Here is a 19,749-nt window from a genome sequence, read left to right on the forward strand (position 1 = left end):
AGGTGATCAGCGGTCATGCCCCCAGCCTGCCGTCACCCGCCCGCTCCGGGCCATGGGGGAGGTGGGTGTCGGCCGGGGGGGATAACCCCACCCGCACCTGCTTACGCTCCTTTTAGCAGGGCCTAGACTCGCGTCGGTGAATTTGGCCAGGAAACCGGCGAGGGACCGAGAGGGGCGGCGGACGTGCGGGAACCGACCGTAGTCGCGGCGGGATATTTCGATACGTACTCGGTCGTCGGCCTGCTCGCCGTCGTCGGCGTGCTCTTCGTCGCGGTCGCCTTCGGCGCCGGCCGGCTGCTCCGGCCCGTCGTGCCGACCCCGGAGAAACTCCTCACCTACGAGTGCGGCGTCGACCCGGTGGGGGAGGGCTGGGCCCACACCCAGGTCCGCTACTACGTCTACGCCTTCCTCTACGTCATCTTCGCCGTCGACTCGATCTTCCTCTTCCCGTGGGCGACGGTCTTCGCCGCGCCCGGCTACGGCGCCACCACCCTCGTCGAGATGTTCGTCTTCCTCGGCTTCCTGGCCGTCGGGCTGCTCTACGCCTACAAGAAGGGCGTCCTGGCATGGACGTAACACCCGACGGCACCTCCGCAGGCGGCGCCGTGCCCCTGCCGGCACCGAAGCTCGGCACGCTCTCCCGGCTGGCCCCCGAGCCCATGAAGGTGGTCCTGAACTGGGGCCGCCGCTACAGCCTCTGGGTCTTCAACTTCGGCCTCGCCTGCTGCGCGATCGAGTTCATCGCCGCGTCCATGGCGCGGCACGACTTCATCCGGCTCGGCGTGATCCCCTTCGCGCCCGGCCCCCGCCAGGCCGACCTGATGATCGTCTCCGGCACGGTGACGGACAAGATGGCCCCGGCCGTGAAGCGGCTCTACGAGCAGATGCCCGAGCCGAAGTACGTGATCTCCTTCGGCGCCTGCTCGAACTGCGGCGGCCCGTACTGGGACTCGTACTCCGTGACGAAGGGCGTCGACCAGATCATCCCGGTCGACGTGTACGTCCCCGGCTGCCCGCCCCGCCCCGAGGCGCTGCTGCAGGGCATCCTCAAGCTCCAGGAGAAGATCGCCCGCGAGAACCTCGGCGAGCGGTACGCCGCCGCGCCCACGGTCGCGCAGCTGACCAGCCCCCTCGTCACGCCCCCGGGAGCCGAGGCATGAGCGCCGACCCGTACGCGACCCTGCCGGACGCGGTCACGGACGTCTTCGGCCCGGAGGCGACGGCCGAGCACGCCTACGACCTCCTGACGGTCGACGTCCCCCCGGCGGCCTGGACCGAGGCCCTCCGCACGGCCCGTGACACCCTCGGCTGCACGTACTTCGACTGGCTGAGCGCGGTGGACGAACCGGGCACGGGCTTCCGGATCTGCGCCCACGTCGTCGCCCTCGGCGGCGCCCCCCGCCGCCTCCTCCTCCGCACGACCGTCCCCCACGAGGCGGCCACCCTCCCCACCGCCATCGGCGTGTACGCGGGCGCGGCCTGGCACGAGCGCGAGACGCACGAGATGTTCGGCGTCGTCTTCGAGGGCCACCCGAACCTCACGCCGCTCCTCCTGCCCGAGAACTTCGAGGGCCACCCCCTCCGCAAGGACTTCGTCCTCGCCGCCCGCGTCGCCAAGGCGTGGCCCGGCGCGAAGGAGCCGGGCGAGTCGCACGACGGCGGCCCCAAGCGCCGCCAGATGCTGCCGCCCGGCGTCCCCGACCCCAACGAGTGGGGCCCGCTCAAGGGCCAGCTCCCCCCGGCCCCCGAACGCCCCGCCCGAGGCGCCGCCGCCGACCGCCCCCGCCGCACCCGCACCACCACGGAAGGCTCGGCCACCCAGGAAACCCCGGCCCGCCGCACCCGCTCCGTGTCGGAGGGCTCGGCGAGCCAGGCCGCCCCGGCGGCCCCGGAGCCGGGATCCGCACCGGCCCGCCGCACCCGCTCCGCGTCGGAGGGCTCGGCGAGCCAGCAGGCCACACCGGCCCCCGAGACCCCGGCGGCCCCGGAGACCCCGGTGGCCCCTGAGACCCCGGCGGCCCCGCGCCGTACGCGCAGCGCGAGCCAGGGCTCGGCGAGCCGGCAGGCGGCGGAGCCGGCGGAGGCCGGGGAGGCCCCGCCCTCCGCCTCGCCGCCCGCGCGCACCCGCAGCTCCGACGCCCCCTGGCACCACGCCGTCCCGGCGTTCGACGAGCCGTCGCCACCGCCCGCGCCGCAGGCCGAACCCCCGGCTTCCGAGCCGGCACCGGACGCGAAGCCCGGCACCGAGCCCGTACCGGACGCGAAGCCCGGACCGGACGCGAAGCCCGACACCACGTCCGGCGCCGAGCCCGAGCCCGACCGGGCCCCCGACCGCGACCCCGATCCCGATCCCGCCACCCACCCCGACCCCGACCCCGCCGGAGGCGATCCGCGTGACTGACGCACTCGATGTCGCCGTGCGGCTGCTGCTCGTCTTCGTCGCGTTCCTCGTGCTGCCGCTCGTCGTCGGGCAGACCGAGCACAAGGTGATGGCGCACATGCAGGGCCGGCTCGGCCCCATGTACGCCGGTGGCTTCCACGGCTGGGCCCAGCTCGTCGCCGACGGCGTGAAGTTCGCGCAGAAGGAGGACGTCGTCCCGAAGGACGCCGACCGGCGGGTCTTCCAGCTCGCGCCGGCCGTCGCCCTCCTCCCGTACCTGCTCGTCCTCGTCGCGATCCCGGTCGCACCGGGCTCCGTCGGCGCGGTCGTCGACGCGGGGATCTTCTTCGCGCTCGCCGTCATGGGCGTCGGCGTGCTCGGCAGCCTGATGGCCGGCTGGGCGTCCGCGAACAAGTTCTCCCTGCTCGGCGGCTTGCGCACGGCCGCGCAGCTGCTCGCGTACGAGCTGCCGATGCTGCTCGCCGCCGCGTCGGTCGCGATGGCCGCCGGCACCGTCTCCCTCACCGGCGTCCTCGACGCCTTCGAGTGGTGGTGGGTGCCGTGGCAGATCGTCGGCGCGCTCGTCTTCTTCGTCGCGGGCCTCGCCGAGCTCCAGCGCCCGCCGTTCGACATGCCGGTCGCCGACTCGGAGATCATCTTCGGCGCGTACACCGAGTACACCGGCCTCCGCTTCGCGCTCTTCCTGCTGGCCGAGTACGCCGGCATCGTCGTCCTCTGCGGCCTCACCACCGTCCTCTTCCTCGGCGGCTGGCACGGCCCCTGGGGCGACGACGGCCTCGGCTGGCTGTGGACCCTGCTCAAGACCGCCGTCCTGGCCTTCGTCGTGATCTGGCTGCGGGTCTCCTACCCGCGCCTGCGCGAGGACCAGCTCCAGAAGCTCGCCTGGACGACGCTCGTCCCCCTCGCCCTCGCGCAGATCGCGCTCACCGGCATCGTGAAGGTGGCGATCCAGTAAATGGCTCCGATCCCCGGCTCCGGCCTCGCCAAGGGCCTCGCCGTCACCCTCCGCACGATGACCCGGAAGACGGTCACCGCGCAGTACCCGGACGCGCAGCCCGAGCTGCCGCCCCGCTCGCGCGGGGTGATCGCGCTGTTCGAGGAGAACTGCACGGTCTGCATGCTGTGCGCCCGCGAGTGCCCCGACTGGTGCATCTACATCGACTCCCACAAGGAGACGGTCCCGGCCGCCGCCCCCGGCGGCCGCGAGCGCAGCCGGAACGTCCTCGACCGCTTCGCCATCGACTTCTCCCTCTGCATGTACTGCGGGATCTGCATCGAGGTGTGCCCCTTCGACGCCCTCTTCTGGTCGCCGGAGTTCGAGTACGCCGAGACCGACATCCTGGAGCTCACCCACGAGCGCGACAAGCTCCGCGACTGGATGTGGACGGTCCCCGAGCCGCCCGCGCTCGACCCGGGGGCCGAGGAGCCCAAGGAGATCGCCGCCGCCCGCAAGGCCGCCGAGAAGGCCGCCACCGCCGCGGCGGCGGCCCAGGCGGCCGAGCAGGCCGCAGCAGAGACCCCGCAGCAGGAGGGCCCGCAGTGATCCTCGCCGCCCCGCCGGCCCACCCCGGCTTCCTCTCGCCCACCGGCGTCGAGATCGCCTTCCTCCTGGTCGGCCTCGTCACCCTCGGCGCCGCCGTCGTCTCCGTCACCACGAAGCAGCTCGTGCACGCCGCGCTCTGGCTCGTGGTCGCGCTCGGCGGCCTCGCCGTCGAGTACCTCCTGCTGACCGCCGAGTTCATCGCCTGGGTCCAGGTCCTGATCTACGTCGGCTCGGTCGTCGTCCTGCTCCTCTTCGGACTGATGCTCACCAAGGCGCCGATCGGCCGCTCCCCGGACGCCGACTCGGCCAACCGGCCGGTCGCCCTCGCCGTCGCCGCGGCCGCCGCCGCGGCGCTCGTCTGGGTGGTCTGGGACGCCTTCCACAAGAGCTGGATCGACCTGGAGGGGCCCGCGCTCGGCTCCACCGGAGTGACCGGCGAGATCCTCTTCCGGCACTGGGTGCTGCCCTTCGAGGCGCTCTCGGTGCTGCTGCTCGCCGCCCTGGTCGGCGCCATCGTCCTGTCCCGCAAGAAGCCGGAAGGGGAGCGGGACTGATGCACCTCGCCTACCCCGCCGTCCTCGCCGCGCTGCTCTTCTGCGTCGGCCTGTACGGCGTCCTCGCCCGCCGCAACGCGATCCTGGTCCTGATGTCGGTCGAGCTGATGCTCAACGCCGTCAACCTCAACCTGGTCGCCTTCGACGTCTGGCTCCGCGACGCCCTCCACGCCGGCCAGGCCCTCACCCTCTTCACCATCGCCATCGCCGCCGCCGAGATCGGCATCGGCCTCGCGATCGTCCTGATGGTCTACCGCAACCGCGGCACGGCCGACGTCGACCGCCTCCGCGACACGGCGGAGACGGACCCGGCGGAGACGGGGGAGACCCCCGGGACCCCGGAGCGCTCCGACGAGAAGGCCGAGGCCGCCGCGTGACCACCACGACCCTCGCCGCCCTCGTCCCCGCCCTGCCCTTCCTCGGCTCCGCCGCCGGCCTCGCCCTGGGCCGCACCGCGCCCGGCTTCGTCCGGCCGCTCGCCGTCCTCCCGACCCTCGCCGCCGCCGTCCTCGCCGTCCTCGTCGCCGTCCGGCAGGGCGGGAACACGGTGATCGAGGCGAGCACCCAGCTCACGCCCACCGGCTCCGTGCCGATCACCCTGGGCCTCCACATCGACGGCTTCGCCGCCCTCGTCGCCGTCCTCGTCGGCGTGGTCGCGAGCTGCGTGCAGATCTACTCGACCGGCTACCTCCGCGAGGACCCGCGCTACCCCTCGTACGCGGCCCTCGTCTCCCTCTTCACCGCCGCGATGCTCCTCGTCGTCTACTCGGGCGACCTGATGGTCCTCCTGGTCGGCTGGGAGATCATGGGCATCTGCTCGTACTTCCTCGTCGGGCACTACTGGGAGACCCCCGAGGCGCGCTCCGCCTCCCTGAAGGCCTTCCTCGTCACCAAGCTCGGTGACGTCCCCTTCCTCTTCGGGCTCTTCGCGCTCGCCGCCGACGCCGGCACCTTCCGCATCGACGGCATCCTCTCCACCGTCGCGAGCGGCGGACTCGACCACCCCACCCTGGTGGCCCTCCTCCTGCTCGCCGGCGTGGCCGGGAAGTCCGCGCAGTTCCCGCTGCACACCTGGCTCCCCGACGCCATGGCCGGCCCGACGCCGGTCTCCGCGCTCATCCACGCGGCCACCATGGTCGCCGCCGGCATCTACTTCGTCGCCCGGCTCCTGCCGGTCTTCGCCGCCTCCGCCGCCGCGATGACCGTGCTCGCCGTGATGGCCGCGATCACCATGGTCGGCTCGGCGCTCGCCGCGCTCGCCCAGGACGACATCAAGCGGGTCCTCGCCTACTCGACGATCGGCCAGCTCGGCTACATGGCCGGCGCGCTCGCCGTCGGCGACCGCGGGGCCGCCGTCTTCCACCTCCTGTCGCACGCCGCCTTCAAGGCGCTGCTCTTCCTGGCCGCCGGCGCGGTCATCCACGCCGCCGGCACCAACTCGCTCACCGCGATGTCCCGGATGGGCGGCCTGGCGAAGCGGATCCCCGACGCGTACTGGACGATGACCGTCGCCCTCCTCGCGCTCGCCGCGATCCCGCCCTTCGCCGGCTTCTTCTCCAAGGAGGCCGTCCTGGTCGCCGCCGAGCACACCGCGCTCGGCGACCGGGCCGGCATCCCCGCCGGGGCCGGCTGGACCGTCCTCGTCGCGGGCCTGCTGACGGCCCTCCTCACCGCCGCGTACGCACTCCGCCTCTGGCTGCGCACCTTCCGGGGAAGGGGCGCCCAGGCGCCGGATCACGGACGCCAGCCGATCGCGATGACCTCCGTCCTGTGGGTCCTCGCGATCCCGTCCCTCGGCTTCGGCCTCAGCGCCGCCTACCTGGACGACTGGTTCGACGGCGAGGCCCTCACCCCGACGCTCACCACCGCCGTCCTCGGCACCGGCCTCGCCGTCGCCGGCGGCGCCGTGACGTACGCCGTCTGGCGCACCCTCGCCGCCAGGGCCGTACCCGCCGTGAAGACCCCGCACGTCGCCCACCCGGACGCCGACGCCGGTCTCGTCGAGGCCGAGGCGCTGCACCTGCCGCACCCCGCCGAGGACCCGGCCGACCCCGGCCGCGCCCTCCTCGGCCCGCTGTACCGCCCGGCCGCCGACGGCTTCCACCTGGACGCCCTCTACCGGAAGGTGTTCGTCCGTCCGGTGCTCGGCGCCGCGTCCCTGGTCCGCTTCCTGGACCGCGAGGTCGTCGACACCTACGTGAGCGGCGCCGCGAACACCGCCAAGGGCCTCGGCTGGCTCGTCCGCCGCGCCCAGACCGGCAACGTGCAGACCTACCTCAGCGCCCTGCTCGCCGGCTCCGTCGTCCTGGCGATCGCCGCCGTCGCCCTCGCCAACGCCTTCGCCGGAGCGTGAGCCGTGATCGATATCAGCCCGTCCGTGATGCAGTTCCTCCTCGCGTTCACCGTCGCCGCGCCGCTCCTCGGCGCCGCCGCCGCGCTCCTGCCCGCCCCGCCCGGACTGAAGGGGAAGTCGCCCGACCAGGCCGTGCTCCGCCACGGCGTCACCGTCACCGGCGCGATCCTCCTCGCCGTGCTCGCCCTCACCCTCGGCTTCGACCACGACCGGCCGTCGAGGATGCAGGCGACCACGGACATCAGCTGGATCAGGGCGCTCGACGTGCGGATCCACCTCGGCGTCGACGGCATCTCGCTCCCCCTCCTGGTGCTGACCGCGCTGCTGACCTTCCTCTGCGCGCTGTACTCCTACTTCAAGCCGCCCACGGGCCCGTCCCCGAAGGCCTTCGTCGCGCTGCTGCTCGTCCTGGAGGCCGGCACCCTCGCCACCTTCGCCGTCCTCGACCTGGTCCTCTTCTTCCTCGCCTTCGAGATGGTCCTCGTCCCGATGTACTTCCTCATCGCCCGCTGGGGCGGCGAGGGCCGGCGGCCCGCCGCCGGGAAGTTCATCCTCTACACGCTGCTCGGCTCCGTGATCATGCTGCTCGGCCTGCTCCTCGTCGGGATAAAGGGCGGCACCTTCGACATGGTCGCGCTCGCCACCGACAACGGCCGCGGACTTACCACGTCGGTGCAGGTCACCGCCGTCCTGGCGATCGGTCTCGGGCTCGCCGTGAAGACCCCGATGTGGCCGCTGCACTCCTGGCTGCCGGACGCCCACACCGCCGCCCCCACGGTCGGCTCGGTCCTCCTCGCCGGCGTGCTCCTCAAGATGGGCACGTACGGCTTCGTCCGCATCGCCCTGCCCATCGCCCCCGACGGCATGCGCACCCTCGCGCCCTACCTGGCCGCCTTCGCCGCCGTCGGCATCGTCTACGGCTCCCTCGCCTGCCTCGCCCTGGCGCGGCCCGGCGCCAAGGGCGACCTCAAGCGGCTGATCGCGTACTCCTCCGTCGGCCACATGGGCTTCGTGCTCCTCGGCATCGCCACCCTGACCCCCACCGGAGTCAACGGCGCGCTCTTCGCCAACATCGCCCACGGCCTCATCACCGGCCTGCTGTTCTTCCTCGTCGGCGCCGTGAAGGACCGGTACGGCACCGCCGACCTCGACACCCTCGCCGGGGCCACCGGCGCCGCCCTCTACGGCCGCGCCCCCCGCCTCGGCGCGCTCCTCGCCTTCGCCGCCGTCGCCTCCCTCGGCCTCCCGGGCCTGGCCGGCTTCTGGGGCGAGATGCTCGCCCTCTTCGCCGCCTTCGACCCGGCCGAGGGGCTCAGTCGCCCCGCGTACCTCGTCTTCATGGTCCTCGGCGGCCTCGGCACCCTGCTCTCCGCCGCGTACCTGCTGATCGTGGTCCGCCGCGTCTGCATGGGCGGCCCGCGCCCGGCCGGCGAGCCCGAGCTCGCCGACGTCCAGGCGTACGAGCTGGCCGCCTGGACCCCGCTCGTCGCCCTCACCGTCCTCGCCGGACTCTGGCCCGCCGTCCTCCTCGGCCTCACCGACCCGGCCGTCCAGCAGCTCCTCGCCGGAGGCACCCAGTGATGACCGCCGACGCCTCGCTCGTCCAGTCCGTCGACTGGGCGACCATCGCGCCCCCCACCCTCACCGCCCTGGTGGCGCTCGGCGTCCTCGTCGCCGACCTCTTCCTCCCCGCCGCGCGCAAGCAGCTCCTCGGGTGGATCTCCCTCGCCGGCCTCGCCGCCGCCCTCGTCCTGCTGCTGCCGCTGCGCGCCGGCGACCGCGCCACCTTCTGCCTCACCCCCGTCGCCCAGACCGCCGGCCGCGTCCAGACCGCCGGCTGCAGCTACACCGCCGACCACTTCACCCTGGTCATCCAGCTCCTGGTGCTCGGCGGCGCCCTGCTCACCGGCCTGCTCTCGCTGCCCGCCACCCGGGAGAAGCTCCCGGCCGGCGAGTACTGGTTCCTGCTGCTGTCCTCCGCCGCCGGCGCCGCCCTGCTGCCCGCCGCCCGCGACCTCGCCACCCTCGTGGTCGCCCTGGAGGTGGCCTCGCTGCCGGCCTTCGCGCTCGTCGGTCTCAAGCGCGGCGACCGCCGCTCCGGCGAGGCCGCCCTCAAGTTCTTCCTCTCCTCGGTGACCGCCACCGCCGTCACCCTCCTCGGCGCGAGCTTCGTCTACGCCGCCACCGGCACCCTCCACCTCACCGAGATCGCCGCCCGCCTCGACGAGGTCCCCGGGCCGTTCCAGACCCTCACCCAGACCGGCGTCGCCCTCACCCTCGTCGGCTTCGCCTTCAAGGTCGCCGCCGTACCCTTCCACTTCTGGGTCCCCGACACCTACAGCGGCGCCCCGCTGCCCGTCGCCGCGTACCTGTCGGTCGTCGGCAAGGCCGTCGGCTTCACCGGGCTCATCCTGGTGACGGTCGTCGCCTTCCCCTCGTACGCCGACGTCTGGGGCCCGGCCATAGCGGTCCTCGCCGCCCTCACCATGACGGCGGGCAACGTCGCCGCCCTCCGCCAGGACCCCACCCGCGAGCGGAGCGCCGTCCGGCTGCTCGCCTGGTCCTCCGTCGCCCAGGCCGGCTACCTCCTGGTGCCGATAGGGGCCGCCGCGTACTCCAGCGACGAGCAGGTCGGCGCCACCGTCGCGTACGCCCTCATGTACGCCGTCGTGAACCTCGGCGCCTTCGCGGTCGTCGCCCTCGTCGCCCGCACCCACCCCGGCAAGCGGATCACCGACCACGCCGGGCTGTACGCCACCAGCCCCGCCGCCGCCCTCGCGCTCGCCTTCTTCCTCCTGAATCTTGCCGGTCTGCCCCCGGGTATCATCGGCCTCTTCGCCAAGGTGACCGTCTTCTCGTCGGCCGTCGACGCGGGCCTCGGCTGGCTGGCCGTGGTCATGGGCGTCAACGTCGTCATCGGCCTCGCGTACTACCTGCGGTGGACGGCCCTGCTGTTCCGCACGCCCCAGGACGCGATCGCCACCGAGCGGCGGCGGGCCCCCGCGCCCGTCACCCTGGCGATCGTGCTGACCGCCGTCGTCGGAGCCGTCCTGTCGGGCTACCCGCAGTTCGTCCTCCGCTTCGCGACGACCGGCCTGTTCTGACCCTCCCCCCACGCATCGCCTCTAGGAGCAACACCCCGTGCTGAACGGATTCAAGGACTTCATACTTCGCGGGAACGTCGTCTCGATGGCCATCGGCCTCGCCGTCGGCTCGGCGTTCACGGCCGTCGTCACCGGCTTCAGCAAGGCGTTCATCACCCCGCTCATCGGCCTCGCCACCGGCTCCGTCGGCGACTTCAGCGAGGCGAAGTTCAGCGTCGGCAAGACCGTCTTCCCGTACGGCCTCGCCATCGCCGCCACCATCGCCTTCGCCATCACCGCCCTCGTCCTCTACTTCCTCTTCGTCGTCCCCATGGCGAAGGTCCAGGAGAAGTTCGCGAAGGAAGAGGCCGCCGACCCCAAGTCCGAGAAGCGCGACTGCCCCCGCTGCTACGCGGAGATCCCGGCCATCGCCTCCCGCTGCGCCCACTGCACCAGCGAGGTCGAGCCGGTCGCCGACGCCCTCGTCAAGGCGGGCCTCGCCACGGGCACCGACAAGATCCCCGCCGCGCGCTGACCCGGCCGGGATCACCCGGACGGCGTAACCCCTCCCCGGTGCGGCCGGGGGAACCGCAGCCTCCCGCCTGGCGTTGACCAGTACGTGAGGGTCCACTGGACGCGTGGACCATGAAGCAAAGGGTTCCCCTGCCGCACCACTTGGAGGGCGTACCGTGCACCGCCGGCACAACGGGCTGAGGACCGCCGTACTCCTCGGAGGGCTCTCCGCCCTCATCATCGTCATCGGCAGCTTCTTCGGCCGTACGGGCCTGATCGTCGGACTCGTCGTCGCGATCGGCACCAACGCGTACGCGTACTGGAACAGCGACAAACTGGCGCTGCGGGCCATGCGCGCCCGCCCCGTCAGCGAATTCGAGGCCCCCGCCCTCTACCGGATGGTCCGGGAGCTCTCCACCCAGGCCCGCCAGCCGATGCCGCGCCTGTACATCTCGCCGACCCAGGCGCCCAACGCCTTCGCCACCGGCCGCAACCCGCGCAACGCCGCCGTGTGCTGCACCGAGGGCATCCTCTCCCTCCTCGACGAGCGCGAACTCCGCGGCGTCATCGGCCACGAGCTGAGCCACGTCTACAACCGGGACATCCTCATCTCCTCGGTCGCCGGAGCGCTCGCCTCCGTCGTGATGTTCCTCGTCAACTTCGCCTGGCTGATCCCCGTCGGCCGCTCCAGCGACGACGAAGGACCCGGCCTCCTCGGCTACCTGCTGATCCTCGTCCTCGGCCCGATCGCCGCCTCCATCATCCAGCTCGCCGTCTCCCGCTCCCGCGAGTACGAGGCCGACGCCTCCGGCGCCCAGCTCACCGGCGACCCGCTCGCCCTCGCCGACGCCCTCAGGAAGCTCGAAGCCGGCACCAAGCAGCTCCCGCTGCCGGCCGAGCCCCGCATCGAGACCGCGAGCCACATGATGATCGCGAACCCCTTCCGTCCGGGTAAGGGACTCTCCAAGATGTTCTCGACCCACCCGCCCATGGCCGAGCGGATCGCCCGGCTCGAAGAGATGGCAGGACACCGACCGTGAAGACCGTCCTCAACGTCATATGGCTCGTCCTCTCCGGCTTCTGGCTGTTCCTCGGCTACCTCCTCGCCGGCGTTCTCCTCTGCATCACCATCATCGGCATCCCCTTCGGCCTCGCCGCCTTCCGCATCGGCCTCTACGCCCTCTGGCCCTTCGGCCGCACGGTCGTCGACAAGCCCGGCGCCGGCGCCGCCTCCTGCATCGGCAACGTCCTGTGGCTGATCCTCGCCGGCTGGTGGCTCGCCATCGGCCACATCGTCACCGGCGTCGCGCTCTGCATCACGATCATCGGCATCCCGCTCGGCATCGCGAACTTCAAGCTCATCCCCGTCTCCCTGCTGCCCCTCGGCAAGGACATCGTCCCCACCGACCAGGCGTACGGCGGCCACGCGTACGGGCAGCAGCAGTACGGCCGCCCGGGCTTCTGAGTCCCGTGCACCAACCCCGCTACGCCCTGCTCTCCGGCCGCCACGTCCTGGCCCTCTGCCACGACGTCGACGGCCTCTACGGCGACCCCGCCCCGCACCCCCGCCTCCGCCACGAACTCCGCGGCTGCGAACCCCGCGGCGAGCTCGCCCGGGCCGTCACCCAGGCCATCGTCGAAGGCACCGCCCCGCTCGGCACCCTCGACGTCGAGACCCCCGACGGCCCCTGGCGGTTCACCGCCGTCCGCGTCCTCGGCGCCCGCGGCGACCTCGTCACCATCGAGGCGGCCGGCCCGCCGCGCCGCCTCCACGGCGGCGCCACCGGAGCGATCCCCTGCGCCCACCTGATCCCGCTCCCCGGCCCCGACCCCTCCCGCACCGAGGTCACCTTCCTCGGCTGCTCCCCGCGCGGCGCGCTCCGCGACGCCCTCGCCACCGGAGCCACGGGCTTCGGCGAGGTCCGCTACCAGGTCCTCCGCCGCGGCGGGAACCTCCAGCACGAGGGCGAGGCGGGCCACGTCACCGGCTGGGACACCGCCCGCGACCACCACGGCCTGCTCGACCTCACCGTGGCCTTCCCCCGCACCGGCCTCGTCCCGCCGCCCACCCGCGAGGTCTGGGACCTCTTCCACGGCCACCGGCCCCCCGCCGAGACCGGCACCTGGCGCCGCTTCACCGGCGCCTCCCGCGCCACCTGGCGGCGACAGGCCGCCCAGCGCTCGTACGAGCTGCCGGACCCCGTCCCCGGCACCACGTACACCCTCGACGGCCGGGGGATCACCGACGAGGACGGCCTCGTCTGCGCCCTCACCGAGGCGGTCCACGGCCCCGGCCTGGCCTACCCCTTCGGCTCCCCGCGCGCCCTCGGCCAGGAGCTCTCCGGCTGCACCCTGATCTGGCACCACGCCGACATCGCCCGCGCCTGCCTCGGCGTCACCCCGCTCCTCGCCGTCCCCCGCCCGGCCACCTTCCAGGAATGGGTGGACGGCCTCAGGGCCGAGGGAGTCCGGGTCGTCCTCGACTGACCGCGTACACCACCACGCCCGCCGCGAGCACCCCGGAACCGGCGAGCACCGACCCCAGCGGCAGCGCCCCCGCGAGCGCCGCGCATCCGGCGAGCCCCAGCACCGCCAGGACCCGTTCCCGGCGGCCCAGCGTCCACGCCGAGGCGTTCGCGATCCCGTAGTAGACGAGCACGCCGAACGACGAGAAGCCGATCGCGCCCCGCACGTCCGCCGTCGCCGCCGCCACGGCCACCACGGCGCCCACCGCGAGCTCCGCCCGGTGCGGCACCCGGAACCGCGGATGGACGGCGGCGAGCCCGCCGGGCAGATAGCCGTCCCTGGCCATCGCCAGCGTCGTCCGGGACACCCCGAGGATCAGCGAGAGCAGCGAGCCGAGCGCCGCCACGGCCGCGCCGGCCGTGACCACCGGCACCAGCCAGGAGGAGCCGGCCGCCCGCACCGCGTCGGCGAGCGGAGCGGCCGAGTCGGCCAGCGCGAGCGGCCCGAGGACCAGCAGCACGCCCACCGCGACCAGCGCGTACACGGCGAGCGCGATGCCCAGGGCGAGCGGCACCGCCCGGGGGATCGTCCGGGCCGGATCGCGCACCTCCTCGCCGAGCGTGGCGATCCGCGCGTACCCCGCGAACGCGAAGAAGAGCAAACCGGCGGCCTGGAGCACCCCGCCCGTCGTGACCTCCCCGCCGAGCCCGAACCGGCCGTCGGGGGCGCCCGCGAAGGAGGCCGTGACGACCGCGGCGAGCACCGCGAGGACCCCCGCCACGATCACCCGCGCCAGCAGCGCCGACTTCTGCACACCCCCGTAGTTGACGGCCGTCAGGGCCACCACGGCGGCCACCGCCACCGCGTGCGCGTGGTCCGGCCACAGGTAGGCGCCGACGGTCAGCGCCATCGCCGCGCAGGAGGCCGTCTTGCCCACCACGAAGGCCCAGCCGGCCAGATACCCCCAGAAGGGCCCGAGCCGTTCGCGACCGTACACATAGGTGCCGCCGGACTCCGGGTACAGGGCGGCGAGACGGGCCGAGGCCATCGCGTTGCAGTACGCGACGACCGCGGCGAGCCCCAGCGCGGTGAGCAGCCCCGCCGAGGTGCCGGCCGCGCCGGCCGCGGGCCCGAGGGCGACGAAGATCCCCGCGCCGACCATGGCGCCGAGCCCGATGACGACGGCGTCGAGGACGCCGAGGGACCGGCGCAGTGGTGCGCTCACGAGCGACCTGTCTCCCGCAGAGTGAGGTTGAGCCGCCCGGTGAGCCCGAGCGACGGATCGGCGGTCCCAGGAAACACCCTCGGCACGCCGTGGTACACCCAGCGCGATTCCCGGCCGAAGACGAACAGGTCCCCGGACGCCAGCTCCACATCGTTCCACGGCCGCCCGCGCCCCTCGGCGTTCCCCAGCCGGAAGACGCAGCGGTCCCCGAGGCTCAGCGACACCACGGGCGCCCCGGACCGCTCCTCCTTGTCCTGGTGCATGCCCATCCGGGCGCCGTCCCCGTAGAAGTTCACCAGCGCGGTGTCCGGCGCGAAACCGCCGTCGTCCCCGTACGCCTCGGCCACCGCCGCCCGCCCCAACGCGGCCAGCCACTCCGGCAGTTCGACCCCCACCGTGTCGAGATACCGGTACGGCACCCACTGCCGGCCCAGGCACAGCGACCGCACCGACATCACACCCCCGCCGGGCAGCACGGTGTGCCGGTACGCCAGCGGTCCGCGCCCGAACTCGCGGCAGGCGACGACCAGTTCCCGCTGCCGCTCGACCGGCAGCCACCCCGGCACGTGCACCGCCCCGGGCGCCACCTCGGCCCGCTCGCGCGGGAACAGCCCCTCGGTCACCCGAGGGCCCCCTCCAGTTCGAGCAGCGCCCGCTTCCGCTCCAGGCCCGCCGCGTACCCCCGCAGACTCCCGTCCGCGCCGATCACCCGGTGGCAGGGCCGCACCACGAGCAGCGGATTGCGCCCGATCGCCGTGCCCACCGCCCGCACCGCGGCCCCGCCGGCCCCGATCCGCCGTCCGAGCTCCCCGTAGCCGACGGTCGCGCCGTACGGGATCTCCTCCAGGGCCGCCCAGACCCGCCGCTGGAACTCCGTCCCGGCGTCCGCGGCCAGCGGCACCTCGAACCGCTCCCGCCGCCCGGCGAAGTACTCCTCCAGCTGCGCCGCGACCTCCGCGAAGGCCTCCTGGTCGCGCACCCAGCCGTCCGCGACCGCGACCGCCCCCTTCTGCCCCGGCAGCGAGAGCGACCGCAGCGCGAGACGGCCCCCCGCCGAGACCTGCCCGGTCAGCAGCATCTCGCCCAGGGGGCCGCCGGCGTACGCGTACACGGTGATGTCGTCCATGACTCCAGTGTGCGAGCCCCGCCGACCCGTGGACCGGCGGCTTTCGGACACGGACCTACCGGTAGTTCACGAACTGGATCGCGAAGTCGAAGTCCTTGCCCTTGAGCAGCGCCTGCACGGCCTGCAGGTCGTCCCGGCTCTTCGAGCTGACCCGCAGCTCGTCACCCTGCACCTGCGCCTTGACGCCCTTGGGGCCCTCGTCGCGGATGGCCTTCGCGACCTTCTTCGCGTTCTCCTGAGAGATGCCCTCGGTGACCGACGCGAAGAGCTTGTACTCCTTGCCGGACAGCTGCGGCTCGCCCTCGACGTCCAGCGACTTGAGCGAGATGCCCCGCTTGATCAGCTTGGACTGGAAGATGTCGAGGATCGCCATCACGCGCTCCTCGCCGTTCGCCTGCATCAGGATCTTCTCGCCCGACCAGGAGATCGAGGCGTTGGTTCCCTTGAAGTCGTAGCGCTGGGAGATCTCCTTCACGGCCTGGTTGAGGGCGTTGTCGACCTCCTGCCGCTCGACCTTGGAGACGATGTCGAAACTGGAGTCGGCCATGACTCGTGGCTCCTTGCTCGGATGCTGTGGGGTACCCCCAAAGCCTAGGGGGTGACCCGCCACCCGAACCGCTGATCAATCCGGTGGCGAACCACCCCCGGGGATCAGGTATTGTTTACGTCGTTGCCGGGGAACACCGCAGAAACGCGGTGAACCAAGGCAGCGAACCCATGGCGATGTGCCCGAGTGGCCAATGGGAGCGGACTGTAAATCCGTCGGCTTAGCCTACCCAGGTTCGAATCCTGGCGTCGCCACGTGAAGAAGGCCCCCGGTGCTTGCACCGGGGGCCTTCTCCGTTTCGGGAGCGGGGGCCGGGTCAGTTGCCGGCCACGTCCGTCACCGCGACGCCGACCGGGATCGAGCCCGAGACCAGTTCCAGGGTCAGGCCGGCCGTGCCGGGGGAGTCCACCAGCTCGGCCAGGACCGCCGCCACGTCGTCACGGGGGATCGGGCCGCGGCCCGTGCGCGCCTCCAGCCGGACCAGGCCCGTCCCGGCGTCGTCGGTGAGCATGCCGGGACGCAGGACCGTCCACTCCAGGCCCGGGCGGGACCGGACCGCGTCGTCCGCCGCGCCCTTCGCCCGCAGGTAGACGTCGAAGACGTCGTCGCCCGTGTGCCGGGCGTCCGCGCCCATCGACGAGACGACCACGAAGCGCCGGACGCCCGCCCGCTCCGCCGCGTCCGCGAACAGGACCGCCGCACCCCGGTCCACCGTGTCCTTGCGGGCCGCCCCGCTGCCCGGGCCCGCGCCCGCCGCGAAGACGGCCGCGTCCGCGCCCCGCAGGACCTCCGCGACCTCCTCCACCGACGCCGACTCCAGATCGAGCACGACGGGCTCCGCACCCGCCGCCCGCAGGTCCTCCGCCTGCTCCGGGCGGCGGATCAGCCCGACCGCCTCGTGTCCGCCCGCCGAGAGCAGCCGCTCCAGGCGCAGGGCGATCCGACCGTGTCCTCCAGCGATGACGATGCGCATGTTCCGACCGTACGGCTCAGCGGGCCGCCGGGCCTCCCGGATCCGTCCGCGCCTGCCGCGGCAGATCGAGCGCCGCCGCCGAGTCGCAGTACTCCCGCACCGCGCTCGTCCGCGCCACCACCCGCCCCCGGTGCACCACGATCCGGCTGTACGCCAGCGACAGCACGCCCGCCAGCCCCAGGCCCCGCACCGCGAGCAGCTCCGCCGGGAAACCCGCCTCCACCCGTACCTCCGGAAGGCCCATCGCCTCGCGCGCCCGGGTGCTCACCGCCCCGTACGCCTCCGCCGGCTCCAGGCCCTCCAGGGAGGCCAGCAGGAAGGCCGCCTCCAGCGGGTCGCCGCGCCCCACCGGGTTCGCCGCGTCCCGCAGCGCCCCGCCGCCCGCCGCGAGCCGCACCCCCGCGGAGCGCAGCAGCCGCACCGGGGCCGTGCCCCGCCGCTCGGTCCCCGCGCAGCCGCCCTGCGGCAGGCACATCACCGTCACGCCCGCCGCCGCCAGCCGGTCGGCCGCCCGGCCCGCCACGTCCTCCGGCAGCCGCGCGAGGCCCGCGCACGGGCCGATCGTCACCCCGGGCCGCAGCCCGCCGGCCATCGCCGCGAAGCGGGCGAGCCGCGCCGGGTCGTCCCCGTCCGTGTGCAGGTCGACCGGCACCCCGTGCTCGGCCGCCACCTCCAGGACCGCCTCCACGTACCCCGCCGGGTCGGGATCCAGGTCCGGGCAGCCGCCCACCACCCCGGCGCCCATCTTCACCGCGTCCCGCAGCAGCGCGAGCCCGTCCGCGCCCGCCGCCCCGGTGAGCAGCCGCGGCACCGCCACCGCCGTGAGGTCCGCGAGGCCGCGCAGCGACCGCCGCGCCTGGAGCACGGCCTCCAGGGGCCCGAGCGCGTGCACGTCGCCGATCCGCACGTGCGCCCGCAGCGCGGTCGCCCCGTGCCCGAGCTGGAGCAGCGCCGCCTCGGTGGCCCGCCGCTGCACCGCCTCGGGGGCGTACGAGACCGGGCCCGCGGTGTCGGCCGAGAGCGCCGTGTCGGCGTGGGCGTGCGGCTCGGCCGGGGCCGGCAGCAGCAGATAGCCGGCCAGGTCCACCCGGGCCCCGGCCGTGCTCAGGCTCCCGGCGGTGCCGACGGCCTCGATCCGGCCCCGGACGAGCCGCACGTCCACGGTCCGTCCGTCCGTCAGCCGGGCGTTCGACAGCAGGAGCGCGTTCGCGTCCTCGGTCGCCGCGCCGCCCGCGTCGTCGGAAGGCGGACGGGGCTGCTTGCTGTCGGCCGACATCGGGCTCCTCACCAAGTCACCAAGATCGAGATCACGCAGCGTGGGGCAGAGCCTAGGGGCGGGCGCGGCCGCCTTCGAGGAGGAGCGCAATAGTCGTACCGATGAGTCCACGAGTGGCGTACGGGGCGGGTGCGAGCCCTTCCCGGACGGCCAGGGGAAACGGATTTGGGTGATGGGCCGAGGACCGTGTAATGTCTTCCTCGCTCGCCCCAATAGCTCAGTCGGCAGAGCGTCTCCATGGTAAGGAGAAGGTCTACGGTTCGATTCCGTATTGGGGCTCTGGTGAAGGGAATCCCGCCTTCGGGCGGGATGACCGACATCAAAGCGGTGTAGCTCAGTCGGTAGAGCAAGCGGCTCATAATCGCTGTGTCACCGGTTCAAGTCCGGTCACCGCTACACACAGTAGCCGATTGCGGGGTCGGTCCTGCGATCGGCTACTCTTTCATGTCCCCATGTTTCGGCATGGGGGTTCGACCATCCCATCCCATCCGTCCGTCAAGGAGCACTCACGTGGCTGCCACCGACGTCCGCCCGAAGATCACGCTGGCCTGCGTGGAGTGCAAGGAGCGGAACTACATCACCAAGAAGAACCGGCGTAACAACCCGGACCGTCTTGAGATGAAGAAGCACTGCCCCCGCTGCAACTCGCACACCGCGCACCGCGAGACGCGCTAATCAGGCTCGTTCACGAGGCCGCCCCCCTCTCAGGGGGCGGCCTCGTGGCGTTTTTCGCACCAGATCCAGCAGGAGGTATCGAGGCCATGGCACTCGACCAGTCCTTCGTGGGCCGGACCTATCCGCCCACCCCGGCCTACGAGGTCGGCCGCGAGAAGATCCGCGAATTCGCCGAGGCGATCGGTGACGCGAATCCCGCGTACACCGACGCGGAGGCGGCCAAGGAACTCGGCCACCCCGACGTGATCGCCCCGCCGACCTTCGTGTTCGCCATCACGTTCAAGGCCGCGGGTCAGGTCATCGAGGACCGGCAGCTCGGCCTCGACTACAGCCGCGTCGTCCACGGCGACCAGAAGTTCGCCTACACCCGGCCCGTCCGCGCCGGCGACCGCCTCTCGGTCACCTCCACGATCGAGGCGATCAAGTCGCTGGCCGGCAACGACATCCTGGACATCCGCGGCGAGGTCCACGACGAGACCGGCGAGCACGTCGTCACCGCCTGGACCAAGCTCGTCTCCCGCGCCCCCGAGGAGGCCTGACCATGACCGCGAAGATCGCCTACGACGAGGTCGAGGTCGGCACCGAGCTGCCCGCGGGGACCTTCCCCGTGACCCGCGCCACCCTCGTGCGGTACGCCGGTGCCTCCGGGGACTTCAACCCCATCCACTGGAACGAGAAGTTCGCGGTGGAGGTCGGCCTTCCCGACGTCATCGCCCACGGCATGTTCACCATGGCCGAGGCGATCCGCGTCGTCACCGACTGGGCCGGCGACCCCGCCGCCGTCGTCGAGTACGGCGTCCGCTTCACCAAGCCGGTCGTCGTCCCGAACGACGGTGCCGGCGCCGTGATCGAGGTCTCCGCGAAGGTCGCCGCCAAGCTGGACGACCGGCAGGTGCGGGTGGACCTCACGGCCACCAGCGCGGGCCAGAAGGTCCTGGGCATGAGCCGGGCGGTCGTCCGGCTGGCCTGACGGGCACGGGGGTGCGTAGGCATCGCCCAGGCGATACCTACGTA

At 73.2% G+C, this 19,749-nt stretch carries 23 protein-coding genes and 3 tRNA genes; 20 read left to right on the forward strand and 6 right to left on the reverse strand.

Annotated features, from left to right (window positions below):
• The first annotated feature begins 183 nt into the window (after window positions 1-183).
• The 14 genes from AB0E19_RS19165 to AB0E19_RS19230 all read left to right on the forward strand — a co-directional run bounded on the left by AB0E19_RS19165 (window position 184) and on the right by AB0E19_RS19230 (window position 12,934).
• A complete protein-coding gene (locus AB0E19_RS19165) occupies window positions 184-576 on the forward strand; it encodes an NADH-quinone oxidoreductase subunit A (protein WP_189948350.1) in 393 nt (130 codons plus the stop codon).
• Window positions 567-1,160, forward strand: a complete 594-nt coding sequence (locus AB0E19_RS19170) for an NADH-quinone oxidoreductase subunit B family protein (protein ID WP_360601118.1) — start codon at window positions 567-569, stop codon at window positions 1,158-1,160. The genes AB0E19_RS19165 and AB0E19_RS19170 overlap by 10 nt, the downstream gene beginning before the upstream one ends.
• Window positions 1,157-2,401: an NADH-quinone oxidoreductase subunit C gene (locus tag AB0E19_RS19175; protein ID WP_362181126.1), complete on the forward strand. Its 1,245-nt coding sequence runs from the start codon at window positions 1,157-1,159 to the stop codon at window positions 2,399-2,401. Before AB0E19_RS19170 ends, AB0E19_RS19175 begins: the two co-directional genes overlap by 4 nt.
• Window positions 2,394-3,356, forward strand: coding sequence for a complex I subunit 1 family protein (locus AB0E19_RS19180; protein ID WP_360601122.1), 963 nt, complete (start codon window positions 2,394-2,396; stop codon window positions 3,354-3,356). Before AB0E19_RS19175 ends, AB0E19_RS19180 begins: the two co-directional genes overlap by 8 nt.
• Window positions 3,357-3,944, forward strand: coding sequence for an NADH-quinone oxidoreductase subunit I (locus AB0E19_RS19185; protein ID WP_362181130.1), 588 nt, complete (start codon window positions 3,357-3,359; stop codon window positions 3,942-3,944).
• Window positions 3,941-4,498, forward strand: coding sequence for an NADH-quinone oxidoreductase subunit J (locus AB0E19_RS19190; RefSeq protein ID WP_362181133.1), 558 nt, complete (start codon window positions 3,941-3,943; stop codon window positions 4,496-4,498). Before AB0E19_RS19185 ends, AB0E19_RS19190 begins: the two co-directional genes overlap by 4 nt.
• Window positions 4,498-4,875 (forward strand): NADH-quinone oxidoreductase subunit NuoK, encoded by a 378-nt coding sequence (nuoK, locus tag AB0E19_RS19195; RefSeq protein WP_362181136.1) that lies wholly within the window; start codon window positions 4,498-4,500, stop codon window positions 4,873-4,875. Before AB0E19_RS19190 ends, nuoK begins: the two co-directional genes overlap by 1 nt.
• Window positions 4,872-6,851: an NADH-quinone oxidoreductase subunit L gene (locus AB0E19_RS19200; protein WP_362181139.1), complete on the forward strand. Its 1,980-nt coding sequence runs from the start codon at window positions 4,872-4,874 to the stop codon at window positions 6,849-6,851. Before nuoK ends, AB0E19_RS19200 begins: the two co-directional genes overlap by 4 nt.
• Window positions 6,852-6,854: 3 nt before the next feature.
• On the forward strand, window positions 6,855-8,432 hold the full coding sequence (locus tag AB0E19_RS19205; RefSeq protein ID WP_362181142.1) for an NADH-quinone oxidoreductase subunit M: 1,578 nt from the start codon (window positions 6,855-6,857) through the stop codon (window positions 8,430-8,432).
• Window positions 8,432-9,955 (forward strand): NADH-quinone oxidoreductase subunit N, encoded by a 1,524-nt coding sequence (locus AB0E19_RS19210; protein WP_362181145.1) that lies wholly within the window; start codon window positions 8,432-8,434, stop codon window positions 9,953-9,955. Before AB0E19_RS19205 ends, AB0E19_RS19210 begins: the two co-directional genes overlap by 1 nt.
• 37 nt (window positions 9,956-9,992) lie before the next feature.
• Window positions 9,993-10,469 carry a large conductance mechanosensitive channel protein MscL gene (gene mscL, locus AB0E19_RS19215; RefSeq protein WP_362181149.1) on the forward strand — a complete coding sequence of 159 codons (477 nt, stop codon included), beginning with the start codon at window positions 9,993-9,995 and terminating at the stop codon, window positions 10,467-10,469.
• Between the two features lie 154 nt (window positions 10,470-10,623).
• Complete coding sequence (htpX, locus tag AB0E19_RS19220) at window positions 10,624-11,487, forward strand: zinc metalloprotease HtpX (protein ID WP_362181152.1); 864 nt, start codon at window positions 10,624-10,626, stop codon at window positions 11,485-11,487.
• Window positions 11,484-11,912 (forward strand): YccF domain-containing protein, encoded by a 429-nt coding sequence (locus AB0E19_RS19225; RefSeq protein WP_362181155.1) that lies wholly within the window; start codon window positions 11,484-11,486, stop codon window positions 11,910-11,912. The genes htpX and AB0E19_RS19225 overlap by 4 nt, the downstream gene beginning before the upstream one ends.
• A gap of 5 nt (window positions 11,913-11,917) precedes the next feature.
• Entirely contained in the window at window positions 11,918-12,934 is a 1,017-nt protein-coding gene (locus tag AB0E19_RS19230) for a hypothetical protein (protein ID WP_362181158.1), read from the forward strand.
• Here AB0E19_RS19230 and AB0E19_RS19235 read toward each other — a convergent pair.
• Genes AB0E19_RS19235 through AB0E19_RS19250 form a run of 4 tightly spaced genes read right to left on the reverse strand, consistent with a single transcriptional unit; the run spans window position 12,900 to window position 15,811 of the window.
• Entirely contained in the window at window positions 12,900-14,138 is a 1,239-nt protein-coding gene (locus AB0E19_RS19235; RefSeq protein ID WP_362181161.1) for an amino acid permease, read from the reverse strand. The two genes, AB0E19_RS19230 and AB0E19_RS19235, sit on opposite strands and share 35 nt — an antisense overlap.
• Window positions 14,135-14,761, reverse strand: coding sequence for an alpha-ketoglutarate-dependent dioxygenase AlkB (locus AB0E19_RS19240; RefSeq protein WP_362181164.1), 627 nt, complete (start codon window positions 14,759-14,761; stop codon window positions 14,135-14,137). Before AB0E19_RS19240 ends, AB0E19_RS19235 begins: the two co-directional genes overlap by 4 nt.
• Entirely contained in the window at window positions 14,758-15,264 is a 507-nt protein-coding gene (locus AB0E19_RS19245; RefSeq protein ID WP_362181167.1) for a methylated-DNA--[protein]-cysteine S-methyltransferase, read from the reverse strand. Before AB0E19_RS19245 ends, AB0E19_RS19240 begins: the two co-directional genes overlap by 4 nt.
• A gap of 55 nt (window positions 15,265-15,319) precedes the next feature.
• Entirely contained in the window at window positions 15,320-15,811 is a 492-nt protein-coding gene (locus tag AB0E19_RS19250; RefSeq protein WP_362181170.1) for a YajQ family cyclic di-GMP-binding protein, read from the reverse strand.
• 172 nt (window positions 15,812-15,983) lie between these two features.
• Here AB0E19_RS19250 and AB0E19_RS19255 point away from each other — a divergent pair.
• Window positions 15,984-16,065: transfer RNA gene (locus AB0E19_RS19255), tRNA-Tyr, on the forward strand.
• A gap of 62 nt (window positions 16,066-16,127) precedes the next feature.
• On the opposite strand, the gene AB0E19_RS19260 is transcribed toward AB0E19_RS19255, so the two are convergent.
• A complete protein-coding gene (locus AB0E19_RS19260; RefSeq protein WP_362181173.1) occupies window positions 16,128-16,784 on the reverse strand; it encodes an SDR family oxidoreductase in 657 nt (218 codons plus the stop codon).
• Between the two features lie 16 nt (window positions 16,785-16,800).
• On the reverse strand, window positions 16,801-18,060 hold the full coding sequence (locus AB0E19_RS19265; RefSeq protein WP_362181177.1) for an amidohydrolase family protein: 1,260 nt from the start codon (window positions 18,058-18,060) through the stop codon (window positions 16,801-16,803).
• Between the two features lie 206 nt (window positions 18,061-18,266).
• Between AB0E19_RS19265 and AB0E19_RS19270 the strand changes: the two genes are divergently transcribed.
• The 5 genes from AB0E19_RS19270 (at window position 18,267) to AB0E19_RS19290 (ending at window position 19,705) form a co-directional block, all read left to right on the forward strand.
• Window positions 18,267-18,339: transfer RNA gene (locus AB0E19_RS19270), tRNA-Thr, on the forward strand.
• A gap of 44 nt (window positions 18,340-18,383) precedes the next feature.
• A tRNA-Met gene (locus AB0E19_RS19275) sits at window positions 18,384-18,456 on the forward strand.
• Window positions 18,457-18,570: 114 nt separating this feature from the next.
• The gene (gene rpmG / locus AB0E19_RS19280; protein WP_003956487.1) at window positions 18,571-18,735 is read left to right on the forward strand and encodes a 50S ribosomal protein L33; all 165 of its coding nucleotides are present in this window, start codon (window positions 18,571-18,573) and stop codon (window positions 18,733-18,735) included.
• Between the two features lie 86 nt (window positions 18,736-18,821).
• Complete coding sequence (locus AB0E19_RS19285; protein ID WP_362181180.1) at window positions 18,822-19,274, forward strand: MaoC family dehydratase N-terminal domain-containing protein; 453 nt, start codon at window positions 18,822-18,824, stop codon at window positions 19,272-19,274.
• A gap of 2 nt (window positions 19,275-19,276) precedes the next feature.
• Window positions 19,277-19,705: a MaoC family dehydratase gene (locus AB0E19_RS19290; protein WP_362181183.1), complete on the forward strand. Its 429-nt coding sequence runs from the start codon at window positions 19,277-19,279 to the stop codon at window positions 19,703-19,705.
• Window positions 19,706-19,749 lie beyond the last annotated feature (44 nt).

It is taken from the genome of Streptomyces sp. NPDC047974 (assembly GCF_040653375.1).
Taxonomy (GTDB): domain Bacteria; phylum Actinomycetota; class Actinomycetes; order Streptomycetales; family Streptomycetaceae; genus Streptomyces.

Excerpts from the sequence above, each read along its gene's own strand:
- AB0E19_RS19170 (WP_360601118.1), top strand. The coding sequence starts at position 567 with ATGGACGTAACACCCGACGGCACCTCCGCAGGCGGCGCCGTGCCCCTG.
- AB0E19_RS19175 (WP_362181126.1), top strand. The coding sequence starts at position 1,157 with ATGAGCGCCGACCCGTACGCGACCCTGCCGGACGCGGTCACGGACGTC.
- AB0E19_RS19185 (WP_362181130.1), top strand. The coding sequence starts at position 3,357 with ATGGCTCCGATCCCCGGCTCCGGCCTCGCCAAGGGCCTCGCCGTCACC.
- nuoK (WP_362181136.1), top strand. The coding sequence starts at position 4,498 with ATGCACCTCGCCTACCCCGCCGTCCTCGCCGCGCTGCTCTTCTGCGTC.
- AB0E19_RS19210 (WP_362181145.1), top strand. The coding sequence starts at position 8,432 with ATGACCGCCGACGCCTCGCTCGTCCAGTCCGTCGACTGGGCGACCATC.
- AB0E19_RS19245 (WP_362181167.1), bottom strand. The coding sequence starts at position 15,264 with ATGGACGACATCACCGTGTACGCGTACGCCGGCGGCCCCCTGGGCGAG.
- AB0E19_RS19250 (WP_362181170.1), bottom strand. The coding sequence starts at position 15,811 with ATGGCCGACTCCAGTTTCGACATCGTCTCCAAGGTCGAGCGGCAGGAG.
- AB0E19_RS19260 (WP_362181173.1), bottom strand. The coding sequence starts at position 16,784 with ATGCGCATCGTCATCGCTGGAGGACACGGTCGGATCGCCCTGCGCCTG.
- AB0E19_RS19265 (WP_362181177.1), bottom strand. The coding sequence starts at position 18,060 with ATGTCGGCCGACAGCAAGCAGCCCCGTCCGCCTTCCGACGACGCGGGC.
- AB0E19_RS19285 (WP_362181180.1), top strand. The coding sequence starts at position 18,822 with ATGGCACTCGACCAGTCCTTCGTGGGCCGGACCTATCCGCCCACCCCG.
- AB0E19_RS19290 (WP_362181183.1), top strand. The coding sequence starts at position 19,277 with ATGACCGCGAAGATCGCCTACGACGAGGTCGAGGTCGGCACCGAGCTG.